A 23,094-nucleotide genomic window follows, 5' to 3' on the forward strand; every position below is an offset into this window, starting at 1 on the left:
TTTTGTCAACCGGTAATCCGATTTTTACCTTCCTCTTACTTTGAAATCAGGTAATTCTTTGCAAAAATGGTTAAAAAAATGATATAGTAGTTAGTATTATATCATATAGTTTTTATTGTAATGTCTTTAGGGCTGTGCTATTGTGACTCTGCATTTTTTTCGTAATTTCATCGGACTGTACTATTCTATAGGTCAACTTAAAACCACTTTGGTGAAAAAGAGAAACTCCCTGATCCAGCTACTGTTTTTATCCAGTTTATTGTTTGCCTGCAAAAAAGACAAACAATCTGAGCCGCCTCCTACGCCTGCCGAAGGCTCAAGAGAGCAGCTGACACTGGACTCCATTTATCTTTATGCCCAGCAGGTCTACCTGTGGTACGATGCGCTGCCGGCATACGATGTTTTTAATCCCAGGCAATATGCAACCGGCGGTAATCTGCTGGAGAACTACCAGCGGGAGCTATATGCCCTTACTCAGTTAAAGATCAATGCTACGACGGGAGAGGCTTTTGAGTATTCCGGAACACCCGGTCATCCCAAATATTCTTTTATCACTGAAGAAAGCCTCGACGGAGGCAGACAAGGTACAGTTGACCTGAATGATAAAGGAGATGATCTCGGCATAGGTCTTTCCGCTAATGGGAATACCGACGTACGTATCCGTATCGTACACCCTTCTTCTGCAGCAGCTGATGCCGGACTGACCCGCGGTATGAAAGTCACCGCCCTTAATGGCACACCTGTTACTGTGAATTCAGGTTCTTTCATTGAATCCGCACTGGCACAGGCGACAGTGTCCATCACTATTCAAAGGGAAAATGGTACCACCAGCACAGTAAACCTCACACGTAAAAACTACACCACTACTGCAGTATTAAAAACAGCCATTCTGGATGCGGGTGCGCAGAAGGTGGGATACATCGCTTACAGCCGGTTTTCAAATTATAACGTAACAAAAGCAGCACTGGATCAGGCATTCAGCCAGTTCGTCAGCGCCGGTGTTACCGCACTTGTGGTAGACCTGCGTTATAACGGAGGTGGGTACACACAGACTGCCGAGTATATGGTCAATCATATTGCACCAGCTTCCCTGAATGGAAAGGTGATGTATACAGAATACTTCAATACCCTGCTGCAAAACGGACAGGCGCCTATTCTGAAACAACAGCTGTATCGTAACGCTGCCGGAGAAACGGTGATGTGGAATGGTCATCTGGCCACTTATGCCGATCTGGATTACTCCGTTACAGGTAATACTTTCAAGTTTGAAGATATCGGAGCACTGAATTCCGTAAAACAGGTCGTTTTTATTGTGAGTGGTAGTACTGCTTCGGCGAGTGAACTGGTCATCAACAGCCTGAAACCTTATTTACCGGTGAAACTGGTGGGGCAGACCACTTACGGAAAACCTGTTGGTTTCTTTGGCCTGCGCATCGATAAATACACCGTATACTTATCTAATTTTTCTATGAAGAATGCAGACGGATTCGGTGACTACTTCCATGGAATGGACGTGGATATCCCCTCTTCCGATGACGTAACGCACGATTTCGGAGATCCTGATGAAATGTGTCTGATGTCAGCACTCAATTACATAGAAGGTCATCCTGCAGGCCGTATAGGAGCTATTAAACCGGTCGTACACATGGGGCCGGCTTCCTTCAACGGCATGATCGAAACACGGTTGAAGCTGCATTGATATTTCCTTATATCGTAATGTTTTTTCCCGATTTGATCAACGTATTAGAATTGCTGCGGCTACCTTTGCAACAGCTTCCTAATTAAAAGTGCTGTTTGTTTACTCCAAAAAGCAGACTTCTTTAGCAGAACATAAGTTTCTTTAACATTAATAAGTCCTTAATGGTCTCGTCTCCTGAAAACTGGAGACGAGACCCAAGGCACAATTCCACAACTTCACTGCGTGTTTTGCAAGTTTATTTAAGTAATTTTAGCCGTTAAATGAAAACTGGATGATCAAAAAGGTGCTACGTAGCAGGAAATGTATACTTGTTGCAGATGATGACGCAGACGACAGAGAACTGATAAAAGTGGCCTTTGAAGAGAGCGGGGCAGACACTGAATTACGTTTTGTCGAGAATGGTGAAGAATTGATGTTTTATCTGAACAGGCAAGGTAAATATGCTGATGAGGAAAAATACCCATTCCCCAGCATTATTCTGCTTGACCTGAACATGCCACGCAAAGACGGTCGGGAAGCATTGCGCGAAATAAAGGAACACGCCAGCCTGAAATGGTTACCCATCATTATTCTGACCACCTCCACAGAGGCAAAGGATATCTCTAAGTGTTACGAACTGGGGGTGAATAGTTATACCATCAAACCAGCCAATTTTTCTGATCTGGTAGCATTTACCCGCATGCTGCATACCTATTGGTTTACAGTTGTCCAGCTACCGTAGAAATCTTTCCACACAGACTACACATATATTCACCGTACTTTTAACTACTCGCGACAAACTTAATAACTGAGTATAATAATGATCGAACTGTTAAGGGAACGTACGGGGAAACAACATCAGGAACTTGAGCGTGTACTGATTCCCAGCATAAAAGCTGTTAATACGCCTGAGGCGTATATCAAGCTGCTACAACTTTTTTATGGTTACTATTATCCGCTGGAACAGCATATTGCTGCACACATGGATCTCTCCTTTCCAGGCGGTTTTGAACGGCGGAGAAAGGCGTCCCTTTTACTGGATGATATAGCCGCTATCAGCGGAGCTCCTGCCACTACACCACCCTGTTGCACAGATATACCGGAAATAAAAGACAATGCACAGGCGCTCGGCGCCATGTATGTACTTGAAGGGTCTACTCTGGGAGGACAGGTCATCTGTCAGATACTCATGCGGAATCTGGCCGCTCCGGAATTGCCTAAAGCTCTCTCTTTCTTTAATGGTTACGGCCCTGACACCCAATCCTACTGGGATACCTTCGTACACTATTTGCAGGGATACCACGGTGATGAAGCACAGCAGCAAAGAATGCTGGAGGCAGCAGCAGCCACCTTTGAGCAGTTTAAATTGTGGGCGCTTCAACAACAAGGACAGTAACAATCAATCATTAACCCACTCAGACCCGAGATATGCAAAAAAGGAATTTTGATTCTACTTTTTGTGGAAGTGTACCCCTTCATCAGATTAACCTGATACAACCCTATGGTATGCTGCTGGTAATCCGGCAGGCAGACTATAAGATCGTGCAGGTCAGTGAAAATATCACCGTAGCCGTTGGCCGGCAGGCGCCGGAAATAGTGGATACACTGTTGTCAGATTATATTCCCGCCAGCCAGATGAAAGAGTTGCAGCGCAAACTGGATGAAGGGCTGGTGAACAAATTACCTTTTACCCTGACCTTTACAGGTACAGATGGCCCTAAAGACTATCTGGCCATCACCCACCTCTCAGGGGAAGCTTTGATACTCGAAATAGAAGAACTCAGCCCAACAGGCGAGGAAAATTCTTTCATCAATATTTATCAGCAGCTGAAATATGCGATGGCCGCCATCAATGCGGCGCCGTCTGTTCAGGCTGCCTGTGAAACAGCTGCCAGACAGCTGAAAGCCTTGTCCGGATACGACAAGGTAATGGTATACCAGTTTGACAAAGACTGGAACGGTACTGTCATTGCTGAAGAACAGGAACCCGGTATGGAATCTTATCTGGGCCTCACCTTCCCCGCATCTGACATTCCTCGTCAGGCAAGAGCGATGTATCTGGATAATCCTTACCGCATGATCCCTAACAGGGAATATGTGCCCGTCAGCCTTTATCCGGTTATCAACCCTCTGACCAACGCTTTTACAGATCTCTCCGGATGTAACCTGCGCAGCGTACCCGCCGTACACCTGGAATACATGAAGAACATGGAAATTATGACCTCCATGTCCTGCCGTATCCTTAAAGACGGACAGTTATGGGGACTGTTCTCCTGTCACCACCGTACTGCCTATCAGTTACCTTATGAAGGCAGAGCACTGTTTGAACTGTTGTCAGATATTATCGCCGCACGTATACAGTCACTGTATTATAAAGAGCAAAGTGACGAATATACGAAACTACATGAAGTACATACCCGTCTCGTAGAACAGGTGTTTACCGGCAGCGATCTGACACAGGGTCTGCTGGGCCGGGAAACGAATGTCCTGCAACTGCTCAACGCTTCCGGCGCAGCTCTGATGCATAACAGACGGTTGGAAACGATTGGTAAAGTGCCCGGCAAAAATGAACTGAAAGACCTGTTTCTCTGGCTGCAAAGTACTTCCTCCGGTCAGGTGTTTCAGGAACTGAATCTGCCGGGGACCTACGAACCTGCTATACAATATGCAGAAATTGCCAGCGGTATACTGGTGATTCCCGTTCAACCCAATAAAGGAGAATACCTTGTGGCTTTCCGCCCGGAGGTGATTCAGGAAGTGAACTGGGGTGGAAACCCCAATGAAGCAGTACGCTTCGAAAGAGATAATATACAATACCATCCCCGGAACTCGTTTAGTATCTGGCAGCAGACAGTCCGCAATACCGCCCTCTCGTGGAAACAAACCGAGATGCAGATGGCAGGACTGCTCCGGAACTTTATCCTTGAATTTATTGTAAGAAGCCTGGATTAAGTGTACCCCGACGCATGAATTGGTATGAAAATGGTTATTTCGTAAATATTGAATGAAGAAAGCGAACTACATAGTAGCTATAGGAGCCTCTGCAGGTGGACTGGAAGCCATCCATGAATTCTTTGATAACATGCCGGAATACGGCAATCTGTCATTTGTTATTATTCAGCACCTGTCTCCTGATTATAAAAGTCTGCTGGTGGAACTGGTTTCCAAGCACACTAACATGAAAGTGAGAGAGGTGGAAGAAGATATGGGCGTGGAGAGTGACTGCGTATACGTCATTCCCAACAACAAAGAGATCATCGTTGAGCAGGGACGTCTCAGATTGGTACAAAAGCCAACTGAGAAAGCCCCCAATACTGCTATTGATACCTTTCTTTTTTCCCTTGCAAAAGATAAAGGCCGTCAGGCTATCTGCATCATCCTCTCCGGCACAGGCACAGATGGTACCAAAGGTGCCGCCGCTGTAAAAAAGGCCGGTGGTATGGTCATGGTACAGGATCCGGAAACCGCCAAGTTTGACGGAATGCCCCGTAGTGTGATCGGTTCTGAAAACATGGATTATATTCTGGCCCCTGAATTTATGCCGGGAGAGATCTATAATTATATTCAGGACATGCCGGTACAGGTCTTCAATGGTAAGATCGATGAGGAACTGCTGACAGAGGTATTTCAGCTGGTAAGAGAACATAGCGGACAGGATTTTCATCATTACAAACCGCCTACTATTACGCGCCGTATCGCAAAGCGAATGGCGCAGTTCAATATAAAATCACTTGAAGAGTATCTGCAGTTACTACGCTCCAGCGAAGAGGAAAGTAAGGCACTCGCTAAAGATTTCCTGATTGGTGTTACCCGCTTTTTCAGAGATAAATCCGCTTTCGATATATTGAAAGAACAGGTGATCAGCAAACTGATAGACGAGAAAGAAGAAGGGGCTATTCTGAAAATATGGGTGACCGCCTGTAGTACCGGAGAAGAAGCGTATTCGCTGGCTATGTTGCTGGACCAATGCCTGCAGGAAAAGAATAAATGGCTGGACGTAAAAATCTTCGCCACAGATATTGACAGTAATGCTGTCGAATTTGCTGCCAAAGGAGTATATCCTTCTTCAGTGGTAAAAGAAGTAGAGCCATTGCTGCTCAAAAAATACTTCATAAAAGAAGATAAGAAATACCAGATCGCACCACGCCTGCGTAAGCAGATCGTGTTTGCACGTCATAATATTTTAAAGGATCCTCCTTTTATAAAGAATGACCTCGTTACCTGTCGCAACATGCTCATTTACATGGAAAATGTGTTACAAAGACAGGTACTGTCCTCTTTACATTTCGCCCTGAATACAGGGGGCATTCTCTTTCTGGGACCGAGTGAATCAGCTTCCCTGATCCGCGGCGGACTGGAAGAACTAAGCCAGAAATGGAAAATTTACCGCAAAACAGACAGCTCCCGCTCTCCTTTACCGGAGAATCTTTATAGTCCGCTGGAATACATCCGGCAGACCCGCGAAGTACGCGCAATTGGAAATAGTCGCGTCACAGCGGATAAGAAAAGCACCAATCTGCTGGAAGATTTCCGCGAAGTGATGGCAGAAGATTTCGGCTATGCCGCCGTGTATATCGATAAGGCATACGAGATCCATGAGGCTCTGGGGAATTATAAAAAGTTTCTCTCCCTGCCGGAAAAACGACTGAATCTGAACCTGCTGAAGATGGTGCCCGGCGACCTTTCTATGGCGCTGAATATCGCTTTGAGACAGGCATGGACCACCGAGAAGAAGTCGATGGTGAAAGGGGTAAAAGTCACTACGCCGGAAGGCGTGCGGGTGGTGAACATCATGATCAAGCCCGGTACAGGTAACATGCAGTACACCATGGTGGTGTTCAATGAAGATGTGGAAAGAGCCAATATTACCGGAGAAACACCTGATACGCATGCACAGCCAGCAGATATAAAAGAACATATTATGTCTTTGGAGGCGGAACTGGGCGAAACCCGCACCAACCTCCAGATGGCAATAGAAGGATTGGAGACCTCTAATGAGGAATTACAATCCAGTAACGAAGAACTGCTCTCTGCCAATGAGGAATTGCAATCCAGTAATGAGGAGCTGCAATCACTCAACGAAGAACTGCATACCCTCAATACCGAACATCAGCTTAAGATCAAGGAACTGGTAGAACTGAATGACGACATGGATAACTACTTCCGTAGTACGGACATCGGACAGGTGTTCGTAGATGGGAATATGCGTATCCGTAAATTCAATCAGGCGGCCATAAAAATGATCAACCTGATTCCTTCTGATGTAGGACGTCCGATCAATCATATCTCTACCAATATCCAGCAGGATAGTATGATAGATGATATTCATCTGGTGATCCGGACCAAGCGCATTGTAGAGAAAGAGATGGTGCTGAGCAATGGCAATATGCACCTGATGAAGATATTACCCTATATCCGTCAGGATAAACAGACGGATGGTGTAGTGATCACTTTTGTGGATATTACAATGATCAAGGAATTGGATATGCTGCTGAAAGGCGTATTCAATGCCAGTACAAACGTCATTCTCGCATTTAAACCGGTAAGGAATGATGTGGGTGTCGTTACAGACTTCCGGTTGGTGGCAGCAAACAGTGAAGGGTTACGTTTCCTTGGTAAAGATGTGACTTCACAGAAACATCCATCCATGAAGCAGACCATGTCATTATTGCTGGACCACGGATTGTTTGAAAAGTATATACAGGTTGTAGACCACGGAGCCGTCCTGCACGCTGAATTCCATCTGGAACGCAAACAACAGGACTATTGGTATGAGATGTCAGGTGTAAAAACACAGGATGGCAACATGGTGATCACCTGTTCCGATGTGACTGAAAAGAAAGACGCGGAAGACCGCTTACGCAGAAACTATAATGAACTGGTACAGGCCAGAGAAAGTCTGCGTAACCTGAACTCCGAGCTGGAATATAAAGTACTGGAAAGAACACGTGAACTCACAATGAGTGAAGAGCGTTTCCGGTTGGTATCAAAAGCGACCAATGATACGGTATGGGATTGGAATCTGACCAACAATACCGTATGGTGGAGCGATAACTTTTATTCCGCATATGGTTATCAGAAAGAAGGGACTAACAATCGTACATTCTGGCAGGAGAACATTCATCCTGAAGACCGTGAACGCGTAAAAAACAGTATTTCCCGGGCTATCAATACGAAACAGAGTCAGTGGACGGAAGGTTACAGAATGCGCCGTGAAAACGGTACCTATGCCTTTGTACTGGACCGCGGTTACCTGTTAGTAGACGAATATGCCACGCCTTACCGTATGCTGGGCTCATTGATGGATGTGACCAACCTGCGACAGGCTGAGCGACAGGCACTGGCTAACAAGCAGGAAAAACTCTTCATCGCGGAATCTATTCCATTAATACTCTGGACAGCGGAACCAGATGGTGTTGTAAATTTTGTCAATGAACAGTTTAGCACTTATACCGGTAAGTCTCTGCAGGAACTACAGCAGCAGGGATGGGAGAGTGTGATTCATAAAGACGAAATAAAAGCATGGAAGAATGCGCTGGAGCGTGCAGTTAAAATGAAAGAAGACTTTTCCATGGAAATACGTCTCAGCAATCAGGAAGGGAATTTCCACTGGTTCCTGCATCGTACCCGTGTGCAAAAGGATGCCGACGGCAGATCGACTGCCCTTGTAGGCACCAGTACGGATATTCATGAGCAGAAAATGGCAGCGGAGATCATGGAACAGCGTATTGAAGAACGCACGCTCGCCTTAAAACGCGCTAACGAAGATCTGGAATCCAGCAACGCTGAACTACAACAGTATGCTTTTGTCGCCTCTCATGACCTGAAAGAACCACTCCGGAAGATCCATATGTTTGGTAACATGTTGAAAGACAGGTATCAGGCAAGTATGGAAGATAAAGCACGCGACTATCTGAGCCGCATTATCGGCTCTTCCGCACGTATGGCCAGCCTGATAGATGACCTGCTGCGCTTCTCCCGTTTGTCACAGGCCAGCTTCTTCGAACAGGCCGATCTGAAAGTCATCATTAACGAGATACTATCTGATCTTGAGATACTTATACAGGAAAAGAATGCCCGCGTAACGGTATCGGCTATGCCGGTGATAGAAGCAGTACCCGGCCAGTTACGTCAGGTGTTCCAGAACCTGTTGAGCAATGCCTTTAAATTCTCCCGCAAAGATATTCAGCCGGTTATCAACATCACGGCGACCCGTATTAAAGAGAAAAAGTTTGATAGTCCGCAGGAAACAGACGGACCTTTTGTATGTATCTCTATCACAGACAATGGGATAGGGTTTGATGAAAAATACCTTGACAAAATATTTGTGCTCTTTCAGCGTTTGCATACGAAAGACAAATATGAAGGGACCGGTATCGGACTGGCCGTCACCCGCAAGATCATTGATAAGCATAATGGCCTGATCACCGCACATAGCCGTGAAAAAGAAGGCGCTACGTTTAGCATTATCCTGCCTGTGAAACAAGACCAGCGAGCCGGTTAGGGACATTTATCATAAAAAAATATATATAAAAGGAATAGTCGTAAATTGGGCGGCTATTTCAAACTAATACCTAGCCATGACAAAAAGAGTATTATCCGTATTATGCGGCATTGTTGCTTTCTCATCTGCTTTCGCTCAAAACAAGAACCTTGTAGGTGTAGCATCTTTCAAAAGTAGTGGAAGGACTGAATACGTAACGGCTATACAGGATGCTGTATACGATGCTACGTTGAAAGTGAGAGGTTTTTCTTTGATGGGAAAAGACAAGCTGGAGCAAATTAAGACAGGAGTAGGACAGGCAGATCAGGATGCAGGCGCCATTGCACAGGCGAAATCACTGGGTGCTCAATACATTGTAACCGGTAACATATTGAAAGCCAACGTAGAAACAAAGCCATCCGATCTCCCGCTGGGAATTACCAATACAACTACCGCTGAACTGTTATTTGATGTCGCTGTTGTAGACGTCAATAGTGGTGAGGAAGTGGCTTCCACCAGATTTACAGCCGCTACCAAAGGCAAACGCGCCTTTGAGGATGCCATGAAAGAACTGACGCCCGGTATCGATAAATTCATTCGTGAAAACCTGAAGAATGCAGTTTCTATTGCACAGATAGAGGAAAAAAACAGCATTGGTGAAGCTATCCGTGTATTGATCGTAGCAGGTAGCCTCGCTGGTCTGAAAGAACACGATGAATTCCGTGTATACGAAATCACCGACCTCACCGTAGATGGTAAAAAAATGCACAGAAAGAAAACCCTTGGTAAAATTGCCGTAGCAAAAGTGGAAGATGAAAACTTCTCTGTTTGTCTGGTAAAAGAGGGTGGTGCTGATATTGCAAAGAAAGTAGAAGCGGGTGCAAAGATCAAATGTGAAATTGTAAACGAATAATCAGATTCGTATAAAAATACAAAGGGCTGCGAGATCATAGATCTGCAGCCCTTTTTTGTTGACCGTTGCTTATCGTTGTTCCCTATTCTGATAAATCTCCGATATCTTCTTTTACCACCTGTTTTACCGCCCTGTTCCGCTCAACCCACCAATACAACGGAGGTATCAATAAAGGGGCAAAAAGCAATGTACTTGTCAATCCGCCTATGATCACCGTGGCCAGTGGCCGCTGTACATCTGACCCGATACCTGAAGATGTTGCCGCCGGTATAAGACCTGCAATCGCTACGATCAGGATCGACAGCAGTGCACTCAGCTGCTCTCTGGCACCCAGTAAAACACTTTGCTGTAATGTCTGTTCCGGCTTTATCCGCAGCCGGTTAAAGGCAGATACAAGCAGTACGCCCGCCATCACAGAAATGCCAAATATGCTTACAAAACCTACACCCGCCGATACGTTGAAGTGATATCCCCTGATGAACAGTGCCACGATACCTCCTGCCAGCGCAAAGAGTATACAGCTGACTGTTACGAAGGTCTGCGGCATATTTCTGAAGAGGATAAACAGTACGAGGAAGACCATGATGATGGTCATCGGGATAGTGAGTGACAACTGTTTACCGGCACGTTCCAGATTCTCGTATTGTCCGCCGTAAACGATAGAATAGCCTTTAGGAATAAACAATTGCTGATTGATCTTGTCTCCGATCTCTTTCACAAAGCCACCCTGATCACGACCGCGGATATTGGTACGCACTGTTACCATACGTTTGTTATTGTACCGGTAGATATTGGTCTGTCCCTGTACATAAGAAATATCCGCCAGCTCATTCATCGGGATCAATGCGCCTGTAGCAGAAGGCACCTGTAATGTCTTGACAGATTCTATCGTATTGCGTTCTCCGGGTAAATAACGGATCACCACATCATAGCGTTTGGTGCCATCGTAGAGGGTAGAGATGGCCTTACCGCCAATAGCGGCTTCGATCATACTTTGTATATCCGCGACATTGATACCAAAACGTGCCGCATTTTCCCTGTTGATATTAATGGCAATCTGCTCTGAAGGTCCTTCCTGTTCAATATTCACTGATTCCGATCCTTTCATGTTCTTCACCAGATTGGCAATCGTATCTGCTTTTGCCCGCATCATGGTAAGGTCATCACCTACTATTGATATAGCCAGATCAGCCGCACTACCTGTTACAATCTCCATTACCTGATCAATGATCGGTTGACCGGAAGAGAATTTCACTGAAGGCATGGCTTTTTCCAGATCATGCCGGATGTTAGTCACCAGTGTCTTTTTGGAAATCGTATCACTCCATAGTTTATAGTCCTTCAGCCCTACCAGTATCTCGTTACGATTGGATGGGAATGGATCCGTACCATCATCATTACGCCCTGCCTGTGTGATCACAAAAGAGATCTGTGGATACTTCGCAATCACTTCCCTGATCTTAGGAGAATACTTTGCATTTTCCTGAATGGTGATACCTGCCGGGAAGTTGCCGCGCAGGAAGATGGATCCTTCGTCCAATTCCGGCAGGAATTCCGAGCCCAGACTACCACCCAGCATGACCAGCAGTATCACGACCGTAAAGCCGCCTATAACGGTCGCTTTAGGCCATTTCATGACGCGTGCCAGTACACGGGCGTATTTATCGGATAGAAAGTCAAGTACCACGTTCCTATGTGCCTTCATCGGCTTTTCTGTATTGCTGAATGCTTTTTTAAAGGCGAAAGAGATCAGTACAGGTATCAGCGTCAGTGCCGCCAGCATGGAGCCGATTACTGCGAATGCCAGTGTCAGTGCCATCGGAGAGAAGAGTTTACCTTCTACTCTTGTCATCAGCAGGATCGGCATATAAGCCAGTATGATGATTGTGACAGAGAAGAATATCTCACGACCCACTTCCTGTGAAGAACGCAGGGTAAGCGCAATAATGCCTTTCTTCTTTTCTTCTGGTGAGGCGGTGCGGTAGGTGCGTATCAGGTGTTCTGCCATGACACAGGCACCGTCTACAATGATCCCGAAGTCTATGGCGCCGAGCGATAGCAGATTGGCCGGAATACCGGTAAGCCGCATCAGTATAAAGGCAAACAGTAAGGAGAATGGGATGGTCAGCGCCACAACCAGCGCACTGCGCAGACTACCCAAAAAGAATATCAGGATAATCACCACAATAGATACCCCTTCCAGCAAAGTATGTCCTACGGTTTCCAGCGAGTGATCGATCAGGAAACTACGATCATACAATGTACGCAGGTGTACACCTTTGGGTAGTTCATTTTGCTCCAGATCCTGCATGCGTGCTTTCAGTGCTTTTAATACCTCGCTGGGATTCTCATATCTGCGCAGCAGAATAATGCCTTCCACGCCATTGCTCACATTGGTTTTGGTGGCGTTGATGGTATAACCCATCACCCCACTGGGTGGGGGTGGTGCAACTTCTACCGTCGCTACGTCACGCAGATAAACAGGCATACCGTTCGCCGCTTTCAGTACGATATTCTGAATGTCCTGTTCTGTTTTTACAGCACCTAAACCACGTACAGCAAACCCTTGTTCACCACGATTGATAATGTTACCACCCGTGTTCTGGTTGTTTTTCTGCACCGCATCTATAACGTCCTGCATGGTCAGATCAAACTTGCGCAGTTTATCGGGTGCTGTGAGAATATGAAATTGCTTTAGTGGTCCGCCGAAAGTGGTGATATCCGCAATACCCGGTACCTGCAATAGATTAGGTTTGATGACCCAGTCCTGCAGGTCGCGTATTTCTGTCGGTGTATATTGGGGTGGAGCTTCCACTACATAGCGTAAGATCTCACCTACTGCTGTTGTCAAAGGTGCCAGTTCTGGTGCTACTCCATCTGGTAGTCCGGCAGTAGCCAATCGTTCGTTTACCTGCTGTCGTGCGAAGTAATCGTCTGTTCCGTCTGTAAAGGTCAGCTGTACCACGCTCAGACCGAAGATAGTACGGCTTCTGCGATCCATGACATTGGGCGTATTTTGTAATGCCCTTTCTATCGGGATGGTCACCTGCTGTTCCACTTCTTCTGCTGCACGACCCGGATATTGTGCCACGATGATAACATTGGTATCAGCAATGTCTGGATAGGCTTCTATTTTCAGTTGGGTAAAACACCAGTAACCGATGCCCATCAGGCCCAGTCCCATCAGGATGATCACCCATCTGTTTTTAAGAGAGAATATTAAAAGGTTGCGAATCATTGTCTGTGTATTTCAATCATTCATTACATGTGAAACCGGTCTACTTTGCTGATGACGATAAAGCCACTATTAACGCGTTTGCGTAAGGCGGTCAGCGTGTCAGTTACTTTTTCGTCTTCATCGATGAAGGTGATCAGCATGGGTGGTTCGTCAAAACTGAAAAGGCTGTCCGGTCTTTTCAGCTGATGATGTTCCCCAAACCCGATCACACCTCTGAAAGCAGTTGCGCCGGCCACGTTTTGTTTCAGCAGGAACTGCATGATGAATTCGTATAATGGTTGTGTACCGAATACTTCGTCTTTGTCTATGAATATCTGCGCCTGTAGCATGGGGTGATATTGTTAATATTGATGTGTATAATAGGCTGGCCGCTTAATAACCGAAGCTTAACCCTTTCAGTTGCATGACACCTTTTACGACTACATTTTCTCCGTTCTGCAAGCCGCTGTACACGGCGATGCGATCGCCGATCTGCTGTCCTGTACGGATCTCTCTCCGGGTAAATGTATTAGGTGCCGTGCGTACAAATACATAGTTCTGGCCTTCTGAAGTGACCAGTGCATCTCTGTTGATGTTAATACCTTTATTATCGCCATGTACTTTGAATGTCACTGTTGCAAACATGCCCGCACGGATATCTGTATCTGGTGTGTTCAGTCGTATACGTAATTTGATCATGCGTGTCACATCATCAATCACGTCAGCAATGTCTTCCACTTTTGCATCGTAGGCATTGTCGGGAAAGGAAGACAGTACCACAGTACACGGTGCACCTTTCTTCACATTGTTCAGCTGGTTTTCCGGAATATCACAAATGATGTAGGCTGATCCCGGACTGGTGCTGCGCAATGCTTCCGGATCGAACCCCGCTGCCTTTAATCCTGATTCATGTTCTATCAGCTGTGTTTTCTCATTGGCCAGATTGGTCTGTTCCATAGAGAGGTTGGACTTTGCTTCCAGAATATCTTTACCGCTGGCTGCACCATGATCATAAAGATCCTGTGTGCGGTCCAGTTCTATTTTACGTTGTGTGATATTGATCTGTTGTATATGATTGATGTTGATCTTATGCTGTATGAGTTGTGAATAATCACTGTTCAGTCCCGGATCGTCGAAGAGCACAATATTCTGTCCGCCTTCATCTCCGCGAACTACAGTTGCTGCTACTTTACCGGGTGCATGTAATGTGCCGCTGAGCACAGAATCGCCTACGGCTTCTACAGAGAAGAAGCTGGTGGAGGCGCTATCCGGAAAAGTGATCTGTTGTCCGTTATTTGTAACAACAGGAGCCGGATCGTCGGTAGCAACTGCCGGTGGTGTTTTGTGTTTGCATCCTGCCAGCAGAAGGGTGGCAGCAAAGAAATATCGGGTGATGCGTTGCATATTATAATTGGTTTATGAGGCCGGTAGCAAATAATAATTGTATATAACTCTGGTAGTATGCCTGAAGAGAATCATAATAGAGCAGGCGGGTATCGTACCAGTTGCGTTGTGCGTCGAGGAAGTCGATAATACTGGTCCCTCCGCGCAGGTAGGCATATTTCACATTGTCGAGAATCTGTTGTGACTGATGCAGGATGCCGCTGTATTTCTCAATGTTCTTTTGTTGCAGCTGATAGGTGTTGTAGGCGGTGACTACTTCTGTCTGCGCCTGTCTCTGTGTGGCGGATAACTCCTGTTGCGCCTGTTGCTGTTGTATATGTGCTTTTTTGATTTCCCCCTGATTTCTGTTAAAGAAAGGCAGATCAATGGAACCATAAAATCCTATGTAAGGGACGGAGTTTTGCGGGTTGTAAATTACCCCCAGTTCTGGTTGCGGTACAGCAAGCGCTCTCTGATACTTCTCATTGCTGCTACGTTCATCAATGGTGTTCTTTGCCAGTATCACATCGGAGCGGTTATCCATTGTCTGGGCAATCAGGCTGTCCAGTGTAACAGATGGTACGAATGTCAGTATCTCGTTGCTGGTATCGATCTCCATGGGAGTGGTATTCCCTGTCAGTAATTGCAGCGTATGTAGTTCATTCTGATAATCCTGCGTAAATACGCTCAGCTGCAGATCGTATTGCGAGAGCAACACTTTTGTACGCGTCAGATCTGTCTGCGAGATGACCTGATCTTTATAACGCAGTTCATTGATCTTTACAAGTGTATCAAGATTGGTTCTGCTTTCATTAAGCAATGCCAGTCTCTTTTTCAACACCCAGCAGTTGATCCAGCTGGAACCTACGTTCAGCGAGAGGTTGCGCACATCTTCCTGATAGGTATTATTGGCGAGGGTAACGTCTTTATCAGCGGTTTCTATTTTATACCTGCGCTGATTGGGCCATTGAATTGGCTTTGTTACCTGATACCATACCTGTCTGTTCTGATTGGATGACCATCTTGTGCCGGGGGCAAAATGGTCACTACTGACCAGTTGCATGGTCTGATTGTTCAGATTGGGATTGGGCCGTAGTCTGGCTGTAATGACGTCCGCCTGTGCCGCGTCTATATTCATGTACCTTGCTTTCAGTACGGGGCTGCTGGTGCGGGCGGTGTCTAATGCCGCTGATAGCGTGTAGTTAGTTTGGGCGGTAGCAACGATCCCCATACAGGATAGTGCCAGTGTTGCTACAGCCAGGACGATCGCTCGTTTCATGAGATGATATTTGTCCGCTGATTAAAGTATCTGATACAAATGTCAAGAATGTAATGTTGCTGGAAATGCGAGGGGATTGATTTTAACCGGCTTTTAATTAAAATATTAAAACCTTTAAGGTGGGGGATATCAGGTGATCCGGGGCTGGAATAGGTTATGCATAAGGGATTGGGGGCGGCGCCCTGTGATCATTACCGGGCGCCGCAGCTTAAAAAGCTTAAAGCGGTTTATCCTCCATTTGCTGGATGATGTTCTCAACTTCGGCTTCCGTCGCCCGGAGGCGTGCCTGACAGAAGGTAATCAGTTCGGAAGCGCGCTTCACTCTCGCTGCCAGTACATCTACGGAAACGGATTCCGTTTCGATTTCTCTGGCTATCTGTTGCAGTTCTTTATAAGCTGCTTCGTATGTCAGATTAGTATCCATCGGTCATTGTTTTTGAAGTAATTGTTGCGTGTACGCCGGCATCTGCCATTTGTACGGTGATCTCATCTCCGGGAGACAACTGTGCGGCGCTGGTAATGATCTGTCCTTTGTGCTGTACCATAGCAAAGCCTTTTTGTAATAGCGCGGCAGGACTCATGATCCTTACGACCGTTTCGTGATGCACCAGTTGTTGTTGCTGTTGTTGCAGCAGTTTACGGGCATATACCTGTATATCCTTGCGGATATGAGCCAGCTCCTGTAAACGGCTGGCAGTGACCTGACCGGGCTTCGCCAGCAATTGTCCGGATAACTGTGCAATGGCATTCCGCTGTCTCAGTAAGGTGTGCCGGGCTCTTTGCGGAATGGCTTGTTTTGCGCGCGTCAGACCGTCTCTGTGTACACTCAGCAGGTCGCGTGAGCGGTTAATAATACCGCTATGCAATGAAGACAGCTGCTTTTTTCTGCCGGCGATCATCTGTTGCATCCGGATAATGATCTGGCTTTGCTGTGTCAGCAATGCTTCTTCAAAGGTACGGTTATGTGCGATGATAAGTTCTGCCGCTCTTGTAGGTGTTTTGGTCGCTGTATGCGCCAGCATATCGGTAATAGTCTCATTCTTCTGGTGACCGATACCGGTGATAACCGGCACAGGGAATCCGGCAACTGCTTTACCCAACGCATACTGATCAAACAAAAGCAGATCTGTCTGGGCGCCACCGCCACGGATGATCACGACAGTATCATATCTTTTGCCGGAGGCGATAATTGCTTCCAGTTGCATACATACCTGTGCCGCGTTAGCTTCACCCTGTACAGCGGTAAAATAGTTATCAGTATAGAAAATATACCTGTACGCATTGGACTGCATAGTGTGCATGAAATCCTGATAACCTGCAGAAGATGCCGAAGAAATGACTGCAATACGCTGTATGACCGGATTAAGCCGCAAAGCTTTGTTGCGGGTCATGTACCCATCTGGTGTCTTCTGTACGATATCAGCACACTCCGTTACCAAACGTAATAAGGTGGCTTGTTTCTGTTGTTCGAGCTGCCCGATGGTAAAGCTGGGATCTATATCCATCAGAGATAATTTCAGGCCGTATACCGGATGGAATTCTATGGCAACACGTACCAGCACCTGCATGTCATTAGAGAAACGTTGTCCAGTTATGTTCTCAAATTCTTTGATACGCGTACTGCCGTTTCCCCATGCTGTGGTGGATATCTTTGCAATCATCTGGTGACTGCGCGGATCTTTTTCCACCATATCAAAATAATGGTATCCTTTGGCAGGGTAAAACGAGTGACTGGTAATATCAGCCACCACCCAATAACTCTGTCCTGAAAAAGCGTTTTTGATAGTGCCCTGTATGCCGGCTGCCAGTTGTGATAACGTTATGTAGTTTCTTGTTTCCAAAGCAGGCACAAAGGTACAATAAAAAAGGCCGCCTTGAAAGGCAGCCCTTGTCTAATTCCACGTTATGAAAACAAATTAAAAAGTAGCATAACTACTTTTATATGATGGCAATATTAGTACTTCATCAGACGAATTGAGTTAATGAGAAGTTAAGCAACGGAACATTAACATTTTCTTTTGGATACTAACTGCCCGACTCATTTTCTGTAAATACCGCCTTCGCCCGTTCATCCCCTTTTCTGATATATGGGCGGATGATCAGCCGGTTGCCCTTATCAAATGTGAACAGGTTCCAGATCCAGTTTGTAAGTACCAATAACTTGTTACGGAAACTCACCAGGAAGTTCACATGCACAAACAACCAGATCCACCATGCCAGTCTGCCACCAAGATGAATATTCTTTGGCAGATCAGCTACCGCCTTGCCTCTGCCCACTGTTGCCAGCGAGCCTTTATCAAAGTATTTAAATGGTTTTACTTTATCATTCCGATGTATCGCATACAGATTTTTACCAATGTACTTACCCATTTGTATGGCAGGCTGTGCTACTCCCGGATGACCTTTGGGATAGTCTTCCAGCTTCATGAGCGCAATGTCTCCAATAGCAAAAATGTTCGGACTGCCGATCACTCTGCAGTTAGGATCTGTTAATAAACGTCCGCGCTCTGTCCATTCTTTGGGTATACCCGGAAACGTCTCTCCTGTTACACCAGCGCTCCATACCACCAGAAAAGATTTTATCTGTTCACCTGTCTTCAGGGTGATCGTCTCTCCATCATAATCCTGCACCATCACACCGAGTTTAATAATGACGCCCATCTTTTCAAGGTATCGCTGTGCACGGGCACTTGATTTCGGATGCATAGGAGGCAGCACGCGATCAAGGCCATCCAGCAGGTATATTTTCATTTTACTGAAATCGAGTGCCGGATAATCTTTAGGTAATACATTCTTCCGTAGTTCTGATAATGCTCCTGCCATTTCTACACCGGTAGGTCCTGCTCCTACCAATACAACATTGAGCATATAATCTGAGATAGCAGGGTTCCCATTGAGACTGGCCCATTCAAACAGCTGCATCAGCTGACTACGCATGTTCAACGCATCGGGAATAGTTTTCAACGGCAACGCGTAACGTTGCATGTTTTCATTACCGAAGTAGTTTGTTCTGGCCCCCGTAGAGATCACGAGATAATCATATTGTAAAGGACCTGCTGAAGTATTGATGGTATTGGTAGCCGTATCTACGGATAATACCCGCAGCATCCTGAAGTGAAAGTCTTTGGTATCATGGAACAGATTTCTGAGCGGTCCTGCAATGGAATCGGCCTGTAATGCGGCAGAGGCAACCTGATATAACAGCGGCTGAAAAGTGTGATAGTTATGTTTGTCGAACAGGACGATCTGGAATTTATCATCCGGAAGCGACTGTGCAGTGTTCAGTCCGCCGAAACCTGCACCTACAATCACTACGCGGGGTTTGCTCGTAGGCGGAATATTCAGGGTGATCTGCCTCATCTGTTCCATAAAACAATGATTTTGTATACGCTGTGCGGCCCAAAAACCATGCCCCCGGAAAGTATATTTTATTGTACAATACTGCGGCGTTCGCCTATCTGCTGGCGCCACATGGCATAATACAATCCCTTTTGTTCCAGTAATGCTTCATGTGTACCTGTTTCTATGATCTTTCCTTTTTCCAGTACGTAGATAGTGTCCGCATGCATAATGGTGGATAAGCGGTGAGCAATCAGTATGTTCAGTTGTTCTCTTCTGGCGGAGATATTCCTGACGGTATCTGTAATGGCTTCTTCTGTAAGGGAGTCCAGCGCGGAAGTGGCTTCATCGAAGATCAGCAGCCGCGGACGACGGATCAATGCACGTGCGATGGATATACGTTGTTTTTCGCCGCCTGAGAGCTTTAATCCTCCTTCACCGAGCACAGTATTCACACCATGGGGAGAACGCGCCAGTAATTGGGAGCAGGAGGCCTTATGTAAAGCTTCCAGCATTTCCTCATCAGTAGCGTCAGGCTTTACGAATAAGAGGTTATCCCGGATGGTACCCGCAAACAGTTGTGTATCCTGTGACACAAAGCCTATCTGACGGCGCATCTGGTTAAAACGGATCTCTCCGGAAGGAATGTCATTGAAATAGATCTCTCCGGATACAGGCTGATATAAACCCAGCAAGAGCTTTACAAGCGTAGATTTACCCGAACCGGAAGGACCAACAAATGCAATCGTATCTCCGATGCCGGCCTGAAAGCTGATGCCGTCCATGGCATTTTGTGTGGCCGTCTGGTGGCGGAATACAATATCTTCAAAACGGATGCTTTCCAGCGCACCCAGTTCCACCGGACTGGCAGGTTTCTGTTCTACCGGTTTGTGCATCAACTGGTCAAACAACTGTAAGGAGCTTTCGGCTTCGCGATAGAAAACGATAATGTTGCCGAGTTCCTGTAGCGGATTGAAGATCGTGGCAGATATGAACTGCATGGCAATGAGTTCGCCGGTACTCAATACCTTCCGGAAGATCAGCCAGAGTAATATGAACAGAATGGATTGCCGTAACAGGTTGAGCGTAGTGCCTTGTATAAACGACAGCATCCTGACCTGTTTAACCTTTTTGATCTCCAGGTCATAGATGTTACGGGTGAAGATACGCAGGCGGCGTATTTCCGGAAAGGTGAGCCCGAGGCTTTTTACGAGTTCTATATTGCGGAGCGACTCGGTAATGGAGCCGGAGAGTTTCAGTGTTTCTTTATTAATGGCGCGCTGTATCTGTTTCATCTTCCGGCTCAGTAAGCCGGTCAGGGTACCCAATACAAGTACGCCAAAGAAGAAAACAGGTACCAGTGCCCAGTGTTTGGTGACAGCATACCATATCAGGAAGCCGACGCCTACCATGGAGGAGAACAGGATGTTGATAAATGCATTGATAAAGCGTTCTGTGTCATTGCGGACTTTCTGCAACAAGGCGACTGTTTCACCACTGCGTTGTTCTTCGAATTCCTGATAGGAGAGCCGGAGGGTTTGTTTCAGCCCGTCATTGAACACCTGCATCCCGAAGCGCTGTACGACGATACGCATCACAAAATCCTGAAAGGAGCGGCAGAGTCTTGCTATCATTGCCACGGCAATGGCTATGGCCAGCCAGAACAGCACACCTCTTACCAGTTCATCCTGTGGTTTGTTACCGGGGTGGAGTGCATAATCGTCGATGATCTTTCCAAAGATCATGGGGTCTGTCATAGTTGCCAGCTGGCCTATGCCTGCCAGTAAGAGGGATAAGGCGATCATCCAGCGGTGGGGACGCATATAAATCCAGAAGATCTTCATGCTGGGGGAAGCGGCAAAAATTGCACCACCTCCTGTCTGTTACGCCTAAATGTCAGTTTTAGACTGGTTTTCCGGTACTTTATTCATTTGCAATCGGTTATAAAGGAAGAAGAAATTAGCGCATATGTTATAGCGAGGGCATGCAATTTGCATTACAGGGGTAAAAAGGTTATGGAAAAACGCGTTATCGGGATGCTCCTGACTTTTCTGGGAATTGCCGGTCTGATAATGGGAGCTGTCAGCTTTATGAATAGTACCGGCGGTACGCGGAGCATCAAGGGAATTATCATCTATTCCATACTGGGAGCGATCTTTTTCTTTGCGGGCATTGGTCTGATTCGTAATACCAAAGACCGGCCATCCTGATAGGTGTCTGTCCTCCTGTACATCCCTGATTTGTTAACTGCTATAGTCCGGCCGTAAGGTGATACCTGCCGGTAAAGCCTTACGCCGGCGCGCAGTTTTACTGCTTGAGCGTTTTGGGGAGAATACCATATTTCCTCCGGAAAGCAGCGGTAAAGTGCTGCTGATGTTGATAACCTACCAGTTCCGCCACTTCTCCGACGGTTTTCTGTTCGTCTAATAATAATTGTTTCGCTTTTTCCATTCTCACATGACTGACATAACCAAAAATGGTATGTCCAAATAAGGCCTTAAAACCTTGTTTCAGCTTTTTCTGATTCAATCCTACCTGTCCGGCGAGGGAAATAATGGAACAGTCTTCCGCAAAATGTTGCCCGATGTATTGTCTGGCGGCATGTAATGCAGCGATCTCCTGTGGCCGGAGGGTCGCCGGTTGCAGGTATGTTTCTTCATAACCACTCACCTGCAGCAGGAACAGTTCAATCATTTTTGCCTCCAGCAACAACCTTTTCATCTGCCCCGTATACACAGTCGTACGCATCTCCGTAATGATGTTATGCATTTTGGGCGTTATGTGCATACAGTATCCCGGCCACAGATAATGACGTGGTGTCTGCAGTTGGTGAAAAAAGTTGCTGAGGAACTGACTTTCATCCGTGACGAGCGCACCAAATACCGTCATAGGCATTTCTATTTCAAAGAAGGAACTTTCCTCGCCGGGGAAAAGAATGTATTCTCCTTCCAGCTCCCGCTGATAGAAAATGCTTTGCTGATTGGCCGTCATGATAAGATGCTGATCTGCATAAGATACACCGGAGCGTCCCTGTAGTTTGAAGTGTAATTCCACCCGTTCCTTTTCAAGGCGCATCGGAATATGGTATTCCTGATCGGCGGTGTACTGGTACCACAGCATACGGGCGCTATCCATTTTCACCTCATCGTACCTGATCTCGGGACCTGTGGTCTCTTCTTTGGTGAATGTACGGGTGATCTCTTCCATTTTATAGGAGTATGCAGGAAATGGCAGTGAAGGCAATGGTTGCATAGATAGAAAATAGCTGATCAGACCTTTTTGCGTTGATAAAAGTTCCGTTTGCGTTAACCGGGAACTCTTTCTGTTGCAGATCTTTGTACAAAAATAAAGTATTATGGACTACAGGCAGCCACACGAAGTGTTACTTTTCTTTGGGAAAGGGAAGAACTGGGGACGGGGGAATAAAGAATGTCTGGTCGCCCAGCAGCAGTATTACCGTCAATTGCAACTGGAAGGCAAAGTACTCCGTACCGGCCTGCAGGTACATGAAACAGGCCTGTTTGTATCCCTGTTTGTTGACTCGGATGCTACGCTTTGCGCTATCCTTGAGCAGGATCCTGCCCTCCGGGAGGAAGTCGCAGAGGTCTTACAGGCCATTCCGCTGCTTACTGAGCTAAGGGAGGCCGTATAGTCTTCTCCCGGACCAGCGACGGCTCTTATACGCCCCTCACGTGGATTTACCCCGTATTAGCTTTACACCTGACGTGGACTTGATGCGCACTTAAGGTGGACTTAACCAGTATCTGCATTACACCTGACGTGCACCTGATGCGCACTTAAG

At 46.4% G+C, this 23,094-nt stretch carries 17 protein-coding genes; 8 read left to right on the top strand and 9 right to left on the bottom strand.

Annotated features, from left to right (window positions below):
• The first annotated feature begins 211 nt into the window (after window positions 1-211).
• The 6 genes from FEF09_RS09700 to FEF09_RS09725 all read left to right on the top strand — a co-directional run bounded on the left by FEF09_RS09700 (window position 212) and on the right by FEF09_RS09725 (window position 10,074).
• The gene (locus FEF09_RS09700) at window positions 212-1,699 is read left to right on the top strand and encodes a S41 family peptidase (RefSeq protein WP_146304923.1); all 1,488 of its coding nucleotides are present in this window, start codon (window positions 212-214) and stop codon (window positions 1,697-1,699) included.
• Between the two features lie 271 nt (window positions 1,700-1,970).
• Window positions 1,971-2,420 (top strand): response regulator, encoded by a 450-nt coding sequence (locus FEF09_RS09705; protein WP_089811941.1) that lies wholly within the window; start codon window positions 1,971-1,973, stop codon window positions 2,418-2,420.
• A gap of 78 nt (window positions 2,421-2,498) precedes the next feature.
• Window positions 2,499-3,074, top strand: coding sequence for a biliverdin-producing heme oxygenase (locus FEF09_RS09710; protein WP_146304924.1), 576 nt, complete (start codon window positions 2,499-2,501; stop codon window positions 3,072-3,074).
• Between the two features lie 32 nt (window positions 3,075-3,106).
• Window positions 3,107-4,630 (top strand): GAF domain-containing protein, encoded by a 1,524-nt coding sequence (locus FEF09_RS09715; protein ID WP_146304925.1) that lies wholly within the window; start codon window positions 3,107-3,109, stop codon window positions 4,628-4,630.
• 52 nt (window positions 4,631-4,682) lie between these two features.
• A complete protein-coding gene (locus FEF09_RS09720) occupies window positions 4,683-9,182 on the top strand; it encodes a CheR family methyltransferase (RefSeq protein WP_146304926.1) in 4,500 nt (1,499 codons plus the stop codon).
• Window positions 9,183-9,258: 76 nt separating this feature from the next.
• Window positions 9,259-10,074: a hypothetical protein gene (locus FEF09_RS09725; RefSeq protein WP_146304927.1), complete on the top strand. Its 816-nt coding sequence runs from the start codon at window positions 9,259-9,261 to the stop codon at window positions 10,072-10,074.
• 82 nt (window positions 10,075-10,156) lie between these two features.
• Here FEF09_RS09725 and FEF09_RS09730 read toward each other — a convergent pair whose 3' ends face one another.
• The 8 genes from FEF09_RS09730 to FEF09_RS09765 all read right to left on the bottom strand — a co-directional run bounded on the left by FEF09_RS09730 (window position 10,157) and on the right by FEF09_RS09765 (window position 21,136).
• Window positions 10,157-13,312: an efflux RND transporter permease subunit gene (locus FEF09_RS09730; RefSeq protein ID WP_146304928.1), complete on the bottom strand. Its 3,156-nt coding sequence runs from the start codon at window positions 13,310-13,312 to the stop codon at window positions 10,157-10,159.
• Window positions 13,313-13,335: 23 nt separating this feature from the next.
• Window positions 13,336-13,641 (bottom strand): DUF190 domain-containing protein, encoded by a 306-nt coding sequence (locus FEF09_RS09735; RefSeq protein WP_146304929.1) that lies wholly within the window; start codon window positions 13,639-13,641, stop codon window positions 13,336-13,338.
• A 43-nt stretch (window positions 13,642-13,684) separates the two neighbouring features.
• Window positions 13,685-14,695 (bottom strand): efflux RND transporter periplasmic adaptor subunit, encoded by a 1,011-nt coding sequence (locus FEF09_RS09740; RefSeq protein ID WP_146304930.1) that lies wholly within the window; start codon window positions 14,693-14,695, stop codon window positions 13,685-13,687.
• 1 nt (window position 14,696) lies between these two features.
• Window positions 14,697-15,953, bottom strand: coding sequence for a TolC family protein (locus FEF09_RS09745; protein WP_146304931.1), 1,257 nt, complete (start codon window positions 15,951-15,953; stop codon window positions 14,697-14,699).
• A 217-nt stretch (window positions 15,954-16,170) separates the two neighbouring features.
• Entirely contained in the window at window positions 16,171-16,377 is a 207-nt protein-coding gene (xseB, locus tag FEF09_RS09750; protein ID WP_146304932.1) for an exodeoxyribonuclease VII small subunit, read from the bottom strand.
• On the bottom strand, window positions 16,367-17,803 hold the full coding sequence (gene xseA / locus FEF09_RS09755; protein WP_261387400.1) for an exodeoxyribonuclease VII large subunit: 1,437 nt from the start codon (window positions 17,801-17,803) through the stop codon (window positions 16,367-16,369). Before xseA ends, xseB begins: the two co-directional genes overlap by 11 nt.
• A gap of 175 nt (window positions 17,804-17,978) precedes the next feature.
• On the bottom strand, window positions 17,979-19,322 hold the full coding sequence (locus FEF09_RS09760; protein WP_146304933.1) for an NAD(P)/FAD-dependent oxidoreductase: 1,344 nt from the start codon (window positions 19,320-19,322) through the stop codon (window positions 17,979-17,981).
• A gap of 59 nt (window positions 19,323-19,381) precedes the next feature.
• Window positions 19,382-21,136 (bottom strand): ABC transporter ATP-binding protein, encoded by a 1,755-nt coding sequence (locus FEF09_RS09765; RefSeq protein ID WP_146304934.1) that lies wholly within the window; start codon window positions 21,134-21,136, stop codon window positions 19,382-19,384.
• A 171-nt stretch (window positions 21,137-21,307) separates the two neighbouring features.
• Here FEF09_RS09765 and FEF09_RS09770 point away from each other — a divergent pair, with 171 nt between their 5' ends.
• The gene (locus FEF09_RS09770) at window positions 21,308-21,502 is read left to right on the top strand and encodes a hypothetical protein (protein WP_089811929.1); all 195 of its coding nucleotides are present in this window, start codon (window positions 21,308-21,310) and stop codon (window positions 21,500-21,502) included.
• 97 nt (window positions 21,503-21,599) lie between these two features.
• Here the strand turns inward: FEF09_RS09770 and FEF09_RS09775 are convergent, their stop codons facing one another.
• A complete protein-coding gene (locus FEF09_RS09775) occupies window positions 21,600-22,544 on the bottom strand; it encodes a helix-turn-helix transcriptional regulator (protein ID WP_146304935.1) in 945 nt (314 codons plus the stop codon).
• A 103-nt stretch (window positions 22,545-22,647) separates the two neighbouring features.
• Here FEF09_RS09775 and FEF09_RS09780 point away from each other — a divergent pair, with 103 nt between their 5' ends.
• Window positions 22,648-22,944, top strand: coding sequence for a hypothetical protein (locus FEF09_RS09780; protein WP_146304936.1), 297 nt, complete (start codon window positions 22,648-22,650; stop codon window positions 22,942-22,944).
• Window positions 22,945-23,094: the final 150 nt, after the last annotated feature.

It is taken from the genome of Chitinophaga pinensis, from assembly GCF_007896845.1.
Lineage (GTDB): Bacteria > Bacteroidota > Bacteroidia > Chitinophagales > Chitinophagaceae > Chitinophaga > Chitinophaga pinensis_C.